A 17936-nucleotide genomic window follows, 5' to 3' on the forward strand; every position below is an offset into this window, starting at 1 on the left:
CTTTTTTACTAATTAGTAATATTAGAGCAAAAAAATAGCTGACTTACACGAAGTCTATTGCGCTTTTTGCAATTTTCGTAACAGGTCGTATAACGTGACCAACTCTTCATCGCTCAACATGTCAAAATAACTCTTAAGATTGGCTGCGTGTTCGGTAAACATACCGCCGATAAGTCCGCGTCCGCTTTCGGTAATGCTTACGATACGCACACGGCTATCTTCAAGGGACGGAAGCGTTTGAACAAGACCGTCTCGCGTAAGATTTTTGACAACCACGGTGACGTTTCCCGGAGTGCTCATAATCAACTTGGTGATAGAACCTATCGGTAAATCGCCGCGATGGTAAAGGACTTCCAAAATTTCAAACTGATTCATACTCAAACCGGATGCGTTGATGTATTTCAACTCTTTGGCACGGATTTTTTGAAATGCGCGCAGGATTTGAATCCATGTTTGCATGCTTTTATCGGTGCGTTCTCCGTAACTTTTGACGCCTGAACGTAGTTTCATTTTTACCTTCCTTTGCCGAAATTATATTACTAATTAGTAGCAATGTCAAGACCATTCTAAAAAGAAAACAAAAACGTCACTTTTTGGTTGACATGTAACGTCTTCTTCTTTAAATTGTACTATAATTGCGCCGAATTTTACGGATAGGGAAACGTATGGAAGAAAATCAAACGGAACACGAAGCGAAAAACCTTTCAAGCAAAGTGTTCGCGCTCAATCAGTTTTTTGAAATTAACGTTGAAAACTTGTTGCTCAATATTTTAAATATCGCGCGGTATATTTTTATCGTGATGATGATCGTCTATTTGGGGCAATGTTTCATTAGTCTGGGCTATAAAATGGTATCGTTTACGATTTCGCAAGGTGCGCTCGATTTTAATTCGATGAAAATTATTTTGACGGACGGCTTGTTTATTTTGATCGTCTTGGCGATCGTGAAGACGCTTTTTATTCAAGACGGGTTTGACTACGCGGTGACCTTTCTTGAAATTTCGTTCGTCGTATTGGTGCGAAAGCTCATTTTGTTGGAGACCGATCCTTCCGAGACCTATTTATTATTCGTGTTGGGCATTACCTCCGCACTCTTTTTTATTTTGATCGTTTATATCAAAGGAATGAAGCATAAATGGGAGCGGGAAAAGTGCGAAAAGTGTCTTCAAAATAAGGAAAAATAATAGTGCATTTACGTGCGGAACGTTCTTTCGGGTTTGCCGAAATAATAGCCTTGAAAAAGATCGATTTGAAGCGCTAACGCCTCTTCGTACACTTCTTGGGCGTAGACAAATTCCGCGACCGTTTGAATGCCGATTTTTCGGGAAAATAAAACGATCGCCTGTACCAAAGCAAGGGCTTTTGGATCGTGCGCGATATGTTGAATCAACGAGCCGTCGATTTTGATAAAATCGGGGGACAACTCGAAAACGTAAGCGTAATTGGAGTAGCCCGATCCAAAATCGTCGATGGCAAAACGAACGCCCAAGGTTCTAAATTTTTGTACGAAAGCTTGAACCGTCGCATAATTTTGAACGCCTTGGGATTCTAAAAACTCGACGACCAGCAACTCGCCCGTAGCGGTTGCTTCGATATGCTCGTAAAGTTCTTTGCAAAACGGGGTATTGATCAGATCCAAATAACTCATATTGAGCGAGATACATGTGCGCGTTTTTGCGGCAATATCGATGCTTTTAAAGAGCATCATACGTGAGATTTCGGAGTATTGGTGGGTTTTGATCGCCGTTTCCAAAAAATCGTTCGGAGCGTAAAAACGTGTCGGATCTTCATCGTCTTGCAGGCGCATTAATGCTTCGTATTTGACGATTTTTCCGTTTGCGGCGACGATGGGTTGAAAAAAGGGCATAAAAAGGTCGCATTCAATCCCGCGTGCAATTTTATTTTTCCAATAAACGTTTTTTTCTATCTCTTGTTTGATGGCGTGAATATCGCGGTAAAAGACGACATGCGTGTGCGTCTTTTTCGCTTCATTAAGCGCAATGTCGGCAGTGCCGAGTACGTTCTCTTTCTCGAATGAAACGCCGATGCAAATATCAAGATAAAGAGGCTCTTTGAGCGATCGCACGCGGATCGTATGCTCTTTGACGCGGGTAAGAAGTTCTTCGATCATTTTAGAACATGCATCGCTATCATAGGAGCTATCGGAGCGTAAAATGACGAATTCGTCTCCGGAAAGTCGGTAAAGATCCAAACGGTGGCGTTTTGTAAACTCTTGCAGCAGCGTGGAAAAAAGTACCAAGACTTCGTTACCGACTTCCACGCCGTAGAGTTCGTTGATGGTGCGAAAAGCGTTAATATCGATCAGCAAAACGGCGGGTGAACGCACCAATGCGATGTCTCTTAAAAGAGCGGTTCGGTTGTAAAGTTTGGTCAGATGGTCGACGTAAAGTCTATTTTCCAACTCTTTGTAGAGTTGAATGATCTGTAAAACGATTTTATAAATTAAAAAAGAGACAAGGGTGAGCGTGAGTGCGATCAGAATGATTTCTCCGACATAGTAGTAACGATCTTCGCGCACTTTTTGTTCTTGAAACGTTTCAAGATAGCGATTTTCGGTCTCTAGCGCAGTTTCGACTTCGATCTCGTAACGGCTAAGGAGTGCAGAGACGACTTGGTTTTCGCCTCGAATGTGAAACGCCAAGGTATTGAGGTCGGGATGATTTTGCGCAAAATAGCGATCGCGCGTCTCTAGGAGTTCTAAAATACGGCGTAATTTTTCTCGAATCTCTCCGTGATGAAACAAGAGCGTTTGCGGCGATCCTAAAGAGAGTGAAGGCGTATAGGTTTTGGTAACGCTTTGCGTGCTATTATGCGATAAGGGGATACTCAGCGTTCCGCCTTGTGCAAGGGTCGTGTTTTTTTCAAGAAGGCGATCCAAAGTCGCTTCGATCGATGCTGCGATTTCGAGGCGTTGTTTTTCGGTTTTGGTTGCGGCGGAAAGTCCTAAGAAATTGATTTGAAGCCGATGAATGTCTTCGAGCAAAAAGCGGGTAATGTCGATTTTTTGACGCAAGTTGTCTGATTTGCGATCGAGCGTACGTGAGAGCGTATGAAAAAACTCATGCACGCCGATTACGAGAATCCCGCTTGCGATAAAGCATGAAAAAAGCCATACGAGATATTTAAACAGTACTTTGTTGACGATATACCCCATCGGCTCCTCCTGTGTTTAGATTAAAATTCTCCGCGTGTCCTCTTTTTTAACGTCGTCAAAGTTATCGAGATAGTCAAGGTAAGCGATCAAATATTTACGGCTCATTTCGAAATGTTCTTTAAAGGATTTAATATCGATCCCTTTTTCGTTGCGCATAATGTCTCGCATATGTTTAACCATTGTACTCAAAGCCGTAGCACTAACGAAAAGATTGTGTTCCAAACGGATCACTTTTTTTGCACGCGTGAGGCTTTTAAGCGCATCGTCGCCCATTTTTCGATCGATGTCGAGTGCATCGTAGATATTGTACGGTGCGTCGGGCGTGAATGCCGATTTTTCCAAAATTGCGTAGAGTTTTTCTTCGATCAAGGCTTCGATATTGTCGATGTCGATTTGCGCGTTTTTATAGACGCCGCCGACGAAATCCAGCACGCCCTCGTCGCAGAGTTGTTGTAAAACGCTCTCCACGAGTGCCGTACTTGCCCATTTGAGTTTGAGCGAAATGGAGCTTGCAGAAAGAAGCGCATAGGCGTTTTTAGCGTAGATCGTTTTGATAATCCCCTCAAGTTCCGATCGAATCGAATCGGGGTAGAGTACCAAGCCTTTTTGATCGACGAAAATACCTTCCATTGCGTCGGCAATCTCGATAGCTTCGTCATGGTTGAGTCCGAAGCGTTGGTTGGAAGAGATGAGCCCGAAACCGTGTTTGTGCATCTCAACCAAAAGGGAAAAAGCACTTCGGTAATCTTTGACATGTAAGGCGTGAAGCAGTTCCAGCTTCGCTTTTTTCTTCATCGGGTCGTTGATAGGATTGAGCACGCGTCCGCCGCCGACCGTTCGCCCTCCGATCGCCAAGATAAAAGGTTCGCCGTAGACCAAAAAGAGTGTTTTATTAAAGTGCAGTTTCGCGTAGCCTTGTGTAAAACTCTCTTCGTTTTCGTAGCTCAAAAGCCGTGCCTCGACTTGCTTGGTTCCGACGAAAAGGTTGAGTTTGGCGTTGTGTTTGAGCGTGTGTCCGCCGATACTTTCAACCCAGACATCGGCAACGTCGAATCCTCGGATAAACCCTTTTTTACAAAAGAGCAAGCCTTTTTCAAACGAGGCTTTTTGCGCGCTTTGAATGTTAATCGCGGTTCGTTGCGAACTAAACGCTTCGGCAACGTCTTGCTCGTGGACTTGGAGGTTTCTGACGGTAAATTCTTTATCAATTTCGGGAGCGTAGAGTTTCTCGCCGACTTTGATCGTTCCGTCTAGAACCGTTCCGGTCACGACGGTTCCGGCACCTGCGATCGAAAACGAGCGATCGACGTAGTAGCGAAACAGACCGTTACTTTTTTTAGGCTCGCAAGGCAAGGCAAAGAGGGTGTTTTTAAGTGTCTCGATCGAGGAAGGCTCATAAATGCTTACCGGAACGATAGCCCTTAGTTGAAGGTGTTTGAGCGTTTCAAAATAGCTTTCGATCTCTTCGCGTCGAAGCGCAAGCGTTTCGCCGGAAGCCAGGTCTTTTTTGCTCAAAGCGACGACGATGTGTTTAAGCCCTAAGAGATTGAGAATCTCCAAATGCTCTTTGGTTTGGGGCATCATACCTTCATTGGCGTCGATGACGACCAGTCCCGCGTCAAAGCCGAAAGCTCCGGCGATCATATTTTTTAACAGTTTTTCATGGCCCGGTACGTCGATAAACGCAACGTTGGTCGTGTTGTTGTGCATGGAAGAAAAACTCAGGTTGATGGTAATTCCGCGGCGTTTTTCTTCTTCTAAACTATCGCCCTCAAATCCCGTCAGTGCGGTAATAAGAGCCGTTTTACCGTGGTCGACGTGACCGGCGGTTCCGACGATGATATACTCCATTTAACGTCCTAAAAGTGTGGTCATAATTGTGATAAGGCGTGTTTCGTTACTCGGCAGTATTGTACGAAAGTCGAGTAAAAACGCGTCGTTTTCGATGCGCCCGATCACGTGATTTTCGCGAAAAGCACGCTCTAAATGCGTTGCTTTTCCTTTGATACGTAAAGCGACGGTCGGAAAACGTCGGTTGGGAAGCGTGCCTCCGCCCATATAGGTTTCGCTTTCCACGACCTCGCAAAGCGTTTTGCCGACTTTGTTCCGCACGAAAGCGGCGCGTTTTTTAAGCTCTTCGACGCTACGGAAAAGAAGCCAAAGCGTCGGAATCTCTTCGTAGGCTTCTTGCAAATAGGCTTTGATGCTCTCTTCGAGTAAACTCAAGGTGATTTTATCGACGCGAAGCATGCGTAAGAGTTGGTTTTTTTTCAATGCGGCGATCAAATCCGCGCGTCCGGCGATAATGCCCGCTTGCACGCTTCCAAAGAGCTTGTCGCCGCTAAAGCTGATCAAAGAGGGCTGACATGTTAGAATTTGCGAGAGCGAATGTTCGCGGTTACCAAGGTGATAAGGCAGTTTGGGAACATACCCGCTTCCAAGATCGTAATAGTCCAAAAGACCGCGGTTGGCGGCAAGGTGTCGCAGGCTTTCGTAATCGACGCTTTCGCTAAATCCTTCCATCGAAAAGTTAGACTGATGCACTTTCATCAACATCGCCGTACGGTCGTTGATGGCATCGGCATAGTCAAGGATTTTCGTTTTATTGGTCGCACCCACTTCGCATAAAATCGCACCGCTTTGCTTCATGACTTCGGGAATGCGAAAACTTCCTCCGATTTCGACCAATTCGCCGCGGGAAACCACGACTTCTTTGTTTTTGGCAAAGGTGTTGAGTACCAAAAAAACGGCGGCGGCGTTGTTATTGACGATGAGAACGTCTTCAACGTTTAAAAGACGTTTGAGATGATTCCCGACATGTTCGTAACGTTCTCCGCGGCACCCAAGTTCCAAGTTGTATTCTAAATTGGAGTAGTTGCAAATGACTTCGCTTGCGCGATTTAAGAGTGTTTTGGAGATAAGGCTTCGGCCCATATTGGTGTGTAAAATGACGCCTGTTGCGTTAATGAGCGGTTTTAGCGAAGGCTCTAACGCTTCGTCGTAAGCCGCTTTGATGGAGCGGATTAACGCCTCTTCGTCAAAACCGTGAACCGTTTGATTGATCAGTTTTGCGCGTAAATCGTCGATCTTTTGACGAATAATCTGTACCAAAAGATGTTCGTTAAGTCCTTGTAGCACGGGATGCGCTAGGCATTTGTCGACTTTAGGAAGGGTGCGAAGCGGATTCATGCTTCCTCCGGTAAGGGAAGTTTGGTTTCGTCGAAAAGGTATTTTTTGTTTTGTATTTTGGTCAAAATCCCCTGATCGCCGAGCTGTTTAAAGAGTTTGATGACGGTCGGTTTACTGACGTTGACCTGCTCCATAATTTCGCTGTAGGAGTAGTTGAGCATATTGTCGTTATCGAGATTTTTGATGATAAAACGGATAATTTCGACTTGCTTGCTGTCGGTGACCGCGGAGATGGTTTTGATGATGTTGTACGAACGCTCGATCTCTTTGGCCTGAATTTTCGGCAGTAAAACGTCGTGCAAGGCGTTAAGCAGTTCTTTGATGTTGACGGGCTTGATCAAATAGTTATCGACGTGAAGTTTGATAGCATCGAGAAGGTATTCGGTGTCGCTAAACGCGGTGGTGACGATGGAGGGCATTTCGATCTCCAAATCGTGTTTGAGCGTTCGCAAGAAGTCGAGTCCGTTGCTGTAGCGAAGGTGAATATCGGCGATAATAACGTCGATTTTTTCGGTTTTGATGATCTCTAACGCTTCGTCGATCGTTTGCACCGGATAGATTTTTTTCACGAAATCTTCCAAGACCGAAGTCGTATGTTTGAGAAGATCCGCTTCGTCTTCGATATACAAGACGTTAAAAGTGCCTAAAAGTTCGAAATTACGCTTATTCATCCTCTGCCTCGCCTAAATCAATCTGTTTTTTGGGTATTTCGATCGTAAACATGGTGCAATCGAAAAAATCTTTCGTCCCGAGTTTGTGGCGAAGGTTTTTACATGTAATCTTTCCGTGCATATGTTTTTCGACCATTTGTTTTGACATGTAAAGCCCGATTCCCGTGCCTACGCTTTTGTGTTTTGTCGTAAAATAGGGGTCGAACACTTTGGGTATTATATCACTTTTTATTCCGCCGCCGTTGTCGATGACGTTGACGAAAATACTCTCTTCATTTTGTTTGGAAATAATGTGAATGATCTTTTCGTGCAGTTCCGTTTTACCCGCTAAAATGTCTTTAGAATTTCCGATAAGGTTTAACAACACGTGAATCAGCTCGTTTTTAAAGCCAAATGCTTCAATGTCGTTGCGAATGAAAAACCGTAGCGTGATCTCTTCTTTTTCCAGTTGGTATTTGGAAAGATCGATCGCTTTTTGGATCACGTTTTGAATGTGAAACGTCTTTTTACTTTTATTAGGGTTGAAGAACGTCCGAAAATCTTCCAAAGTTTCGGACATATTTGACGAGAGCAGTTCGGCGTCTTTGACGCGAGAGCTTACGAACGCTTCATCGAGTTTTCCCGCGTAGAATTTACTCTCAAAACTTTGAATAATCATCATCAAAGAGCCTAAAGGTTGTCGCCATTGGTGCGCGATATTTTGAAGCATCTCTCCTAAAGAGGCGAGGCGGGCTTGTTGGAACATAATATTGTCTTTTTTACGGCTGTTCTCGACTTCGCGCTTGATGCGTTGCTCTAGCGAGTTGTTCAAGTCTCTAAGTTCATGCGTCTTTTCGGCGATATTTTCTTCCAAGTAGTTGTGAATGTTCTTAAAATGGTTGATGATGATTAAGAGCACCATCGTGATAAAAAAGAAGATCATACCGATGAGTAAGATGAGCATATAGGTACTGGTTTGAAACAGGCTGTCGTTGATCTGCTTTTCGGAGATCGATTGTTTGAGGTGGCTCGTAATCAAACTGGAAAGATAGATGTTTAAAGAGTTGGTCGAGAGCATAATCGAGTCGATCATCGCCGCGGCTTCTTGGGTTTTTTGCGCTTTGAGTCGATCAATCAAAAGCGTGATTTGCGCGTCCAATTCGTCCATTTTGAGGGAAATTTTTTCGACGATACCTTGCTGAAAAACGTTTTTCTCGGGTTTGTTCGGCGTCACCAAGAAGAGGCTGAGCCAACGACTCGCAAAGTAGGGAACACCTCCGATATGCATATTGGCGGCTTTTTGATAACTTTGCCACTGTTTTCGAATAATTTGTTGCGAAAGGTAAATGACCTCGATCGCATCTTGGCTACTGATTTGTTTGTCTTTGATGTCGCTCAGGGTTTCGGAGATATTAACGCGGTAGATGTCTTTGATCTCTTCCAAATCGACCTGCGGAAGTGTGTGCTTTTGAAACAACGTTTCGTAGTCGTACTTGAGCGCAAAAATAGAAACGAACATCAAAAAGCCGATGGTCATTGTGCCGCTGAGAATAATCGTAATGAGTATTTTCGTTTTATTGCTAAATTTGATCGTTTCGAGTTTTTGGTTGATAAACTGAACTAGCGTCATCTTAATACTCGTATTTTTGGATGATTTCAAATTTACCTTGACGGTAATTGGACAGATAAACGTTATTGAGCAGTTGGGAATTTTTATAGTGTAAAGGGATATTGTCCAGACTGTTCTTTGGTAAGGTTTTGAGGGCATGCAGGAATTTAGATCGGCTTAAAGGCCCTTGTACCGCTTTTAACGCTTTGACGAGTGCTTTTGCGGACAAATAGGCTTCAAAAGAGACTAAAGAGGGCTTTTCTTCGGGGTAGTAAAAGCTAAGATGGTCTAAATACTCGGCCGCTTCTTTAGAGTAAAAATCATCGTACGAAGGGACGGTTTGCGAGAAAAGAATATTCTCTCCGTTGCCGTGAAGCTCATGCATCAAAGCATCGGCATTGACAAACGAAATCGGGCAGAAGATGATTTTTTGAGGGCAGCACTCTTTCACTTTCTCGATAAAACGTGCTGTCGGTTTGTATGCGCCCACCAAAATGATGGCTTCGGGTTTTGCCGCTTCGATTTCATGAATCGCATGGCGAATGGAGAGCGTATTGCGTTTGTACGTTCCTTCGGCGGAGAGTATCAAGTTGCGTTTGGAAAGTGCATGCGAAAGAGCGATATAACCCTCTTCGCCGTAATCGTCGTTTTGGTAAAAAATGGCAAACCGCTTTACGTTTAAAACGCTGGTTAGGTGTTCGACCAACGCATCGACCTCTTCTTCGTAAGAACTGCGAAAATTCACGATATTGTTCGCCTCTTCGGTGCGTAAGAAAGAAGCACCCGTGTAAGGAGCGATGAAAGGCGTACCGCTCTCTTCGACCAACGGTAAAACACGTTTCACCGTCGGCGTACCGACAAAGCCGAAGAGAGCGAAGACATTGTCTTTATTAAGTAAGGTAAGCGTGTTACTCCACGTGTTTTCAGGTTCGTATTTATCGTCGTAGCTGATGAGCTCGACGTTCTTACCTTGGATGCCGCCTTTGGCGTTGGTGTAGCTAAAATAGGTATTGGCACCCACGACGATGTCTTTGCCCAAATGGCTGTTGATGCCGCTGAGCGGTAGAGATGCCCCTAAGACGATCGATTCTTTGGGCATAGCAGAGTGATAGAGCGTAAAAATTCCCGTAAGCGCGACAAAACTGACTAAAATAACGGTAGCGACTAGGAAAACTTTATTAACCAATGGTAGCCTCTGTGCGTTGGGATAAATGATTATAGCCATATGAAGTTTAATCTCTCCCTAAGTTCGCAAAACGCCCCTGCGAACGTTGTATAAATTAATATATAACTATAAGTAAACGTGATAATTTTTGTCTTGTTAAGATCGCTTTAAAGGTTTTATGCTTACAATACGGTCAATAAACATTTACCAACTGGACGTTGAAATGCATCAAGAATTTGCTTACTTTAGTACAACACCGCTTGACTTTCCTCTAGGCGACGAGATTGACGTCGTAAACGCTTCAACCGAAGCGGAGTACATCGTTTCTAACGATCCGTGCGTCAACGCGGTTATTTATGCTCCTGAAATTAACTTCTATCTTACACGCTCCAAAGACGTTTTGGCTCAAAAAATTCGAAATGTTTCCAAATTGTATGCCATTCGCGCCGTCGGATTTGACTACGCGCAAGACCAAGACTATGCCCAAGAGGTCGGCACAAAGTTACTTATCGTAACGGAAGATCGTGAAAAAGAGGCATTAAAAGATATATTGTCGGCTGAAGGTTATAGCGTTGTTACGCTTTTACCATCAATGATTTTAGACGTGAACGGGCATATCGGCGACTTAGTCGTGGTTTTGAAAAAAGACGATGCGATATTAGAATTGAACTGCGATCAAATACTTTGGTGGAACGCTCCGAGTTTTGCGATGAAACAAAGCGGCGTTTACGATCCTTCGCTGCTCGGCGAAGAGGCGGCGTTGAAAAAAATGCGTACGAATACCGGTACGTATCGCTACAAAAACTTTATCAATTACGACAGTTCGATTTGCCAATACCATGAGCGTCGCGAAGAGGTGTGCGGTAAATGTGCCGAAGTGTGTCCGACGGTAGCCATCTTAAAAGAAGACGAAACGAAGCATTTAGTTTTTTCGCATATCGATTGCCACGGTTGCGGCGGCTGTATTAGCGTTTGTCCGAGCGGTGCTTTGGACTATACGCAGATGCCAAGACGCGCATTTTCTTATATGAGCGAATACTACGAAGGAACGATTCCTTTAATTATTCCTCAAAAAATGGATTTGGAGTCTATTACGATTCCTTTGGAAGAAAACGTTTTACCGATGATGATCGAAGGCGAAAAATACCTTCACGAAGCGCATATGCTCAATTTGCTTCAAACATGCGGCAATCCGATCGTGTTTTATACCGATTTTATCTCCAAAGGTACGGGCGACGTTATTCGCATTATCAATGAAATTTTTGAACGCAAATACGCTAAAAAAGCAATTTTCGTTTGCCAAAACGCACAAGAATTAAGTCACGCTTTCGAGACGATGCAAGCTTTGCCGGAGTGCCGATACGGCATTAACGAAGAGGGTTTACGCAAACGCGAAATCTTTTCGGCGCGTTTGGCACATTTGGTCGGCGATGAGGATTTGGGTACGGTTCGAACCGGCGAACATGTCCATTACGGCGATATTCGCATCGATGCGGAAAAATGTACGTTGTGTTTAAGCTGTGTGGGTGCTTGTAACGTTAGAGCTTTGACGGCGCATCCGGAAGATAATTCGTTACGTTTCAACGCATCGATTTGTACGAATTGCGGTTATTGCGAAGCGACCTGTCCGGAAAAAGAGTGCTTGAGCGTGATTAAAGATGAACTTCGACTTAGCCCGACATGGTTTTCCCAACGCATCATGGCGCAAGACGAACTTTTCAAATGCACCGAGTGCGGCAAAGAGTTTGCAACGGCAAAAGCGGTACGTAAAATAGCCGCCATTATGACGCCTCTGTTTTTAGGCGATCCGGTAAAACTCAAGACGCTTTATTGCTGTCCCGATTGCAAAGCAAAGGTTATTTTTAGAGCTTCCGTAGAAGCAAACGTTAACGAAACGGTAGGGTAAACACGATGCAAACCAATGATCAATCCATCCATCAAGCAAGAGCGTTGTATTACACGTTTTTTGCAAAAATATTAAGTTTCAATGCTCAGGCAGACAAATATGCGAATCTAGCAGATTTATTGAAGATTTTTATCGCCAATCCACTCGATGAAGACTCCGATGCGGCGTTTCGTTCAATCGATTCGTCTTTACGTGCCAAAGGGGGTTGCGAAGCGCTCAAACAAGAATACGACGAGGTGTTCGTCTCTCCTGAAAGCTCGTTCATTCCGATAAGTGCATCGTATTACGACGAAGGGCGTGATGATGGCCAAAAAAGGGTCAAAGCGGCAGGTTTGGTCTTTCGTTCCAAATTTCGTAAAAACGATTCGGTATGCAACGATTCGGAAGATCAAGTGCTTTTCTTATTTCAGTTGATGAGCCGTTTGATCGAAGCGGGTGTTGCGGGCGATGAAGAGAGCTTAACATTGGCGAAAGAGGTTTTTGCCGAAATCATCAACGATTTTATCGACGAGTTTACCGCCTTGTTATTTCAACACGAAAAAAGCTTTTTCTATCAAAATACGGCGATCGTTTTAAAAACATTTATTGCTTTTGAACGCTTGTTCTTACATATCGAAGCTTCGCATAAAATCGCCAGCGAAGAGAGGGCAAGTGCGGTCATTCAAAAAGACAGAAAACCTTTAACACAAAGGGTAAGACGTAACTTGGACGAAATCGTCTTGTGATTTTTACGCGCTATGAATATGCCAAAATCGCATATTCATAGGGGTTTCCAAAGCACGCGCGTGCTTGTTTTGAAAACTCTTTTTAAGAGTCGATACGAAAACCTATTCCTAAACAGGAGGTCTGAGAAGATGCACGAGAACAGAAGGGACTTTCTAAAAAAAGCCCTCGGGACGACGGCAGTGGTAGCAACTGCCGGTGCAAGCGGCGTTTTGGCAAGCTCGAAAGAGAGTGCCAAAGGCGCAAACGGTGTCGTTTATGGGAAATCTCCGAAAAAAGAGATTTTGTATAAAGAGACGGATGCATGGAAGCTCTACTATAAGAGATCCTATTAATCACGGGAGATGAGATGAGTAAAACAGAAAACCCCATACTCTCCTCTAGCAAAATCGGAAGACGCTCATTTTTAAAAATGGCGGCTCTGGGAAGTGCTAGTTTTGGAGCGGGAAATCTTCTAGCCAAAGAAGATGCGATCAGAGAGGCGAGTGCGGAAGAGGTTAAAAACCCGTTCCCAGGCTCAAAAACGGTTAAAACGATCTGCTCGATCTGTTCGGCAGGTTGCGGCATCAAAGCCGAAGTGCATAACGGCGTATGGGTAAGACAAGAACCCGCACACGACCACCCGATCAGCGAGGGAAGCCACTGTTGTAAGGGTACGGATCAAATCGATTTGACCAAGTCCAAACAACGTATCAAGTACCCGATGAAAAAAGAGAATGGACAATGGAAACGTTTAACGTGGGAACAAGCGTTAAATGAGATCTCTTCTAAAATGTTAAAAATTAGAGAAGAGAACGGTCCTGACACATTGATGATGTTGGGTTCGGCTAAATTTAACAACCAACAATCGTATTACTTTAGAAAATTTGCCGCGTTTTGGGGCACAAATAATATCGATCACGTAGCTAGAATCTGACATAGCGCTTCTGTTGCCGGTGCGGCAAATACATGGGGTTATGGTGCTATGACAAATCACTTTGGTGATGTTGTTGAGAATTCTAAGTTAATTATGATGGTCGGAGCCAACTCTGCCGTTGCCAATCCAATCGGATTTAAACATTTCCTACAAGCCAAAGATAGAGGCGCGAAGTTGATCGTCGTCGATCCTATCTTTACAAGAAGTGCTGCTAAAGCGGATATTTACGTGCGTATTCGTCCTGGTACTGACATTGCGTTTGCCTATGGACTTTTACATGTAATCTTTAAAAACGGTTGGGAAGATAAAGATTTTATCGAGCATAGAACTTATGCGATGGATCAAATCAGAGCCGAAGCTGCTAAATGGACGCCTGAAGAGACCTCCAATGTTACCGGTGCTTCTATTGAGCTAATCCAACAGGTTGCAGAACTTTACGCTAAAACCAAACCCGCAAGCATTGCATGGTCACTCGGTATTACGCAACACTCTGTAGGAAGCTCCAATACGCGTATCCTTCCAATTCTTTCACTTGTTACTGGTAATGCGGCACGTCCGGGAGGCGGATGTAATATTATCCGCGGTCACGATAACGTTCAAGGTGCTACCGATATGGCAAACCTCTCTGACAGTTTACCGGGGTACTACGGTTTGGATAAAGCCGCATGGCAGTACTATTGTAAAACATGGGGTGTTAGCTTCGAGTCTATGCAAAACCGTTTCCACCCTGATCTTGACGATAAGGGTGAGCGTAAATGGATGCACGCCAAAGGTTTCTCACTTGCGAAGTGGTGGCAAGGTGTTTTACAAGAAGAAAAAACGACCTCTTCCGCTCCGATTCGCGTGCTTTGGGTACAAGGAACGGGAATTACCTCGATGTCTCAGCAGGTGAAAATCAAAGAAGCCATCGATAAGCTTGACATGTTAATCGTAGCCGAACCGTTTGTGAATGAAGCGGCAATTATTACCGATCGAAAAGACGGTATCTATATCTTGCCGGTTGCAACGCAATTTGAGTGCGAAGGAACGCTTTCTGCTACCAATCGTTCCGCCCAATGGCGTTCCCAAGTCGTTAAGCCGCTGTATGAAAGCAAAGCCGATCATGAAGTGATGTTCGAGTTTGCGAAAAAATTCGGATTTTACGATGAGTACGTCAAGGGTATGAAAATGCGTGCCGAAAACGGTAACGTCGTTCAGTATAAAAACGATTTTGTATGGCCGGACGATGCGGTACGTGAGATTGCTCGTACGGTTAAAAGTATCGGACTTTCCGGTTGGACGCCCGAGCGTCTGCGCAAACATCAAGAAAACTGGCATCTCTTCGATCCGTTGACGCTCAAAGGTCGCGGCGAAATGGAAGGCGAATATTACGGACTTCCGTGGCCGTGCTGGGATGAAAAACATCCGGGTTCGCCGATCCTTTACGATGCCTCTAAACCGGTCAATGAAGGCGGCTTGGGCTTTCGAAATCGTTTCGGTGTTGAGCATAACGGTGATAATTTACTTGCCGATGAAACCGTGACGCTTCCGGGACAAAAAATCCAAGGCGGTTACCCACAACTTACCAAAGCCAATATCGAAAAAGTGCTCGGTATTACGCTTAGTGAAGAAGAAAAAGCGCAAATGGGACCAAGTTGGGCGATGGACTTTAGCGGTATTATTCAAAAATACGCTCGAGAGTATGGCGTTTGCGTCTACGGAAATGCAAGGGCACGTACGATTGTTTGGGAATTCCCAGATCCCGTACCGGTTCATAGAGAGCCTATTCACTCTCCACGTTGGGATTTGGTACAAAAATATCCGGCACTACCGGATCAAGCCAATAACTTTAGGGTTGCAACACGTTACATCTCTGAGCAAACCAAACAAGACTGGTCCAAAGAGTTCCCGACGATCCTAACGTCTATGCGCTTAGTCAACCTCTCAGGGGCTGGTATGTTAGAGCGAACGAGTAAATACCTCTCAAGCATTACGCCGGAGATGTTTGCCAATATTCACCCAGATCTTGCTTCCAAATATGGCATCGAAGATAAGGGAATGATGTGGATTCACGCGCCTCAGGGTACGAAGATTAAGGTACGGGTTCACTACAACCGTAGCGTAACGCCGGATCGTATTTGTATGCCGTACAACTTTGCGGGTATTATGCAAGGGGTCGATTTGAGTGCAAATTATCCTGAAGGCGCACGTCCGTATACGATCGGTGAAAGTTCCAATACGATCGTTAACTACGGCTTTGACCCGATTACCCAAATCTCAGAGTTCAACGCGGGTCTATGCCGTGTGGAAAAAGCGTAAGGAGACACCATGGAAAATACCAATAGCCGATTAAAATTCTATTGCGATACGGATCGCTGTATCGAATGTTTTGCATGTGTGGTTGCGTGCCAAAATGCTCACGAATTACCCGTGGGCATTGCCCGCCGTAAAGTCGTGACGCTGGGCGACGGCGTCGAAGGTCAAGAGACGTCGATCTCGATTGCGTGTATGCATTGTGCCGACGCACCGTGCTCGCAAGTCTGTCCGGTGGATTGTTTTTATATCCGAGCCGACGGTATCGTGCTTCACGATAAAGAAAAATGTATCGGATGCGGATACTGCTTGTACGCATGCCCGTTCGGTGCTCCGCAGTTCCCGCGTGATGGCGTTTTCGGCGCCAAAGGGGCGATGGACAAATGTACGATGTGTGCCGGCGGTCCATTAGAGACCAACTCCGAACACGAGCGAGAACGTTACGGTCAAAACCGTATCTCGGAAGGTAAAGTACCCGTATGTGCGGCAATGTGTTCGACCAATGCGCTTCTCATCGGAACTTCCGAGAAAGTGTCCGAGCTTTACCGTACCCGTGTGCTCGCTCGCGGTCAAAGCAAAGAGGCGAACAACTCGTATATTTGGAATATGGCGTATAACAAACAAGGTAGAAAGGGGCTAACGCAATGAAGAAACGATGGATAGTACTTTTAAGCACACTGCTAAGTATGTCGTCTCTTTATGCCATTAGCGTGAGTCAATTCGATAGTCCGTTGTACGGAACGGCGATGCTCAATGCGATTCCCAATTACCATGCGTTTGGAGAAGTGTTTACGCTTCTTCAACGCGAATGGTTCTGGAAAGGCTTTTTGATCGCACTGTTTCTGGTTCCCGTTGCGGGAGGCATTCACTATTTACTGATCGGACCTAAAGTGTTTTCGCATCACGGAAAGAAGGTTTTTGCGTTTAGCGTTTTGATGCGCGTCATGCACAATCTTGCGGCCCTTTCGTTTTTAGTCATCGTGCCTACGGGCTTTGTTATGGCATTCGGAGATTTTTTCGGCGGCGGTATGTTTGTGAGGATTTGTAAGAACTTACACGGTTTGGCAACACCCGTGTTTGCGATTACGGTTCTTCCGATGATTATTGCTTGGATTAGGGATATGTTCCCTAATAACGACGACGTAAAATGGATGATGATCGTGGGCGGTTACCTCTCCAAAGAGAAAAAACCCGTCCCCGCAGGTAAGTTTAACGCCGGACAAAAAGCATGGTTTTGGATCGCGATGCCAGGCGGTATCGTGATGATTATTACCGGAGCGTTGATGTTCTTTTTAAACAAGGATCTCTCACCGGTTGCTACGATGTTGGGTATGAGCCAAATCGACCTGCTACGTCTCAGTGCGATCGTTCACAATATCTTAGGTATGGTCGTCGCTACGTTCTTTATGGTGCATGTCTATATGGCGGCGATTGCCATCAAAGGTGCGATTCATTCGATGATCACGGGTTATAAAGAAGAAGAGGAAGTCGCCATCCTTCACAGCTCTTGGTACAAGAAGCTCAAAGAAGAGGGCAAGGTTTAATTAGCCTTACATGTAGGCTTACATGTCAAAGAACGAAGCGATTTTTTTCTTCGTTCTTTGATTTAAATTGTTCCAAATTCAATGGCGGTTTTGGTGTAAAAGATCCCCAAATTTTCTTCACTTAAAAGTGCAAAAAGTTTTTCACACTCTGCTTCGTCTACATTCATAATCACTTCCACGGGCTCATCGGCCAGTTCAAAAAAAGAAGACGAGTGTAGTTTTCCGTCGCGTCCGATACCTTGCGCGGCATTTAAAAGCGTCACACCTTTAATCTCCAATGCTTCCGCGGTTTTCATCAACCAGCGGCTAATCGGTTCTCCGTTAGGGTGTTTGCGACTTTGTAGGGTTGAAAATACGAGCTGAAATCCTTTCATAAACTTCCTTTGTGTATTAAAGTATAGCTGGCAATGCCTAGAAGCGTCATAGCGATCGAACCCATGACATGTAAGAAAATTGCAAAAAGGCTTATGCCTAAACGTCCCGATTGAATGAGCGTGACGATCTCGGCACTGAAGGTACTAAACGTCGTGAGTCCCCCTAAAAATCCCGTGATAATAAAAAGCCGCCATTCGGGAGCAAGTGCCGTATTGGACGCAAAAAAAGCGATAAAAAAACCTATGAGATAACCGCCGAGTAAATTGGCTCCCAGCGTTCCGAGTGGAATAGACGGCGTGAGACTATTGAGCTTTGTGCCTAAAAACCAACGTAAAAGCGCACCGAAACCCGCACCCGAAAAAATAGCCAAAACAGTGTAAAACATTTTAAAT

At 44.8% G+C, this 17936-nt stretch carries 16 protein-coding genes; 7 read left to right on the forward strand and 9 right to left on the reverse strand.

What is annotated here, in order from left to right; genetic code table 11:
* Positions 1–54: 54 nt before the first annotated feature.
* Positions 55–510, reverse strand: a complete 456-nt coding sequence (locus tag UCH003_RS01480) for a MarR family winged helix-turn-helix transcriptional regulator (protein WP_060825147.1) — start codon at positions 508–510, stop codon at positions 55–57.
* 155 nt (positions 511–665) lie between these two features.
* Here UCH003_RS01480 and UCH003_RS01485 point away from each other — a divergent pair, with 155 nt between their 5' ends.
* Entirely contained in the window at positions 666–1184 is a 519-nt protein-coding gene (locus UCH003_RS01485) for a hypothetical protein (protein WP_060825148.1), read from the forward strand.
* A gap of 8 nt (positions 1185–1192) precedes the next feature.
* Here the strand turns inward: UCH003_RS01485 and UCH003_RS01490 are convergent, their stop codons facing one another.
* The 6 genes from UCH003_RS01490 to UCH003_RS01515 are packed head-to-tail and all read right to left on the reverse strand — an operon-like array spanning position 1193 to position 9848.
* Positions 1193–3175 (reverse strand): bifunctional diguanylate cyclase/phosphodiesterase, encoded by a 1983-nt coding sequence (locus UCH003_RS01490; RefSeq protein ID WP_060825149.1) that lies wholly within the window; start codon positions 3173–3175, stop codon positions 1193–1195.
* A gap of 15 nt (positions 3176–3190) precedes the next feature.
* Positions 3191–5026 carry a selenocysteine-specific translation elongation factor gene (selB, locus tag UCH003_RS01495; RefSeq protein ID WP_060825150.1) on the reverse strand — a complete coding sequence of 612 codons (1836 nt, stop codon included), beginning with the start codon at positions 5024–5026 and terminating at the stop codon, positions 3191–3193.
* The gene (selA, locus tag UCH003_RS01500; protein WP_060825151.1) at positions 5027–6364 is read right to left on the reverse strand and encodes an L-seryl-tRNA(Sec) selenium transferase; all 1338 of its coding nucleotides are present in this window, start codon (positions 6362–6364) and stop codon (positions 5027–5029) included.
* Complete coding sequence (locus tag UCH003_RS01505; RefSeq protein WP_060825152.1) at positions 6361–7035, reverse strand: response regulator; 675 nt, start codon at positions 7033–7035, stop codon at positions 6361–6363. Before UCH003_RS01505 ends, selA begins: the two co-directional genes overlap by 4 nt.
* The gene (locus tag UCH003_RS01510) at positions 7028–8644 is read right to left on the reverse strand and encodes a sensor histidine kinase (RefSeq protein ID WP_060825153.1); all 1617 of its coding nucleotides are present in this window, start codon (positions 8642–8644) and stop codon (positions 7028–7030) included. Before UCH003_RS01510 ends, UCH003_RS01505 begins: the two co-directional genes overlap by 8 nt.
* A gap of 1 nt (position 8645) precedes the next feature.
* On the reverse strand, positions 8646–9848 hold the full coding sequence (locus UCH003_RS01515; RefSeq protein ID WP_231964795.1) for an ABC transporter substrate-binding protein: 1203 nt from the start codon (positions 9846–9848) through the stop codon (positions 8646–8648).
* Between the two features lie 163 nt (positions 9849–10011).
* Between UCH003_RS01515 and UCH003_RS01520 the strand changes: the two genes are divergently transcribed.
* From UCH003_RS01520 to UCH003_RS01550, 6 genes are all read left to right on the forward strand, one after another.
* On the forward strand, positions 10012–11694 hold the full coding sequence (locus tag UCH003_RS01520; protein WP_060825155.1) for a 4Fe-4S dicluster domain-containing protein: 1683 nt from the start codon (positions 10012–10014) through the stop codon (positions 11692–11694).
* Positions 11695–11699: 5 nt separating this feature from the next.
* A complete protein-coding gene (locus UCH003_RS01525; RefSeq protein ID WP_060825156.1) occupies positions 11700–12419 on the forward strand; it encodes a TorD/DmsD family molecular chaperone in 720 nt (239 codons plus the stop codon).
* Positions 12420–12548: 129 nt separating this feature from the next.
* A complete protein-coding gene (locus tag UCH003_RS01530; RefSeq protein ID WP_060825157.1) occupies positions 12549–12752 on the forward strand; it encodes a twin-arginine translocation signal domain-containing protein in 204 nt (67 codons plus the stop codon).
* Between the two features lie 14 nt (positions 12753–12766).
* Complete coding sequence (locus UCH003_RS01540; RefSeq protein ID WP_082709156.1) at positions 12767–15631, forward strand: formate dehydrogenase subunit alpha; 2865 nt, start codon at positions 12767–12769, stop codon at positions 15629–15631.
* Positions 15632–15640: 9 nt separating this feature from the next.
* Positions 15641–16273, forward strand: a complete 633-nt coding sequence (fdh3B, locus tag UCH003_RS01545) for a formate dehydrogenase FDH3 subunit beta (protein WP_041961705.1) — start codon at positions 15641–15643, stop codon at positions 16271–16273.
* On the forward strand, positions 16270–17169 hold the full coding sequence (locus UCH003_RS01550) for a formate dehydrogenase subunit gamma (RefSeq protein WP_060825160.1): 900 nt from the start codon (positions 16270–16272) through the stop codon (positions 17167–17169). The genes fdh3B and UCH003_RS01550 overlap by 4 nt, the downstream gene beginning before the upstream one ends.
* A gap of 62 nt (positions 17170–17231) precedes the next feature.
* Here UCH003_RS01550 and UCH003_RS01555 read toward each other — a convergent pair whose 3' ends face one another.
* Entirely contained in the window at positions 17232–17543 is a 312-nt protein-coding gene (locus UCH003_RS01555) for a DUF190 domain-containing protein (protein ID WP_060825161.1), read from the reverse strand.
* Entirely contained in the window at positions 17540–17929 is a 390-nt protein-coding gene (gene crcB, locus UCH003_RS01560) for a fluoride efflux transporter CrcB (RefSeq protein ID WP_060825162.1), read from the reverse strand. Before crcB ends, UCH003_RS01555 begins: the two co-directional genes overlap by 4 nt.
* Positions 17930–17936 lie beyond the last annotated feature (7 nt).

The sequence above is a fragment of the Sulfurospirillum cavolei genome (genome assembly GCF_001548055.1).
Classification (GTDB): domain Bacteria; phylum Campylobacterota; class Campylobacteria; order Campylobacterales; family Sulfurospirillaceae; genus Sulfurospirillum.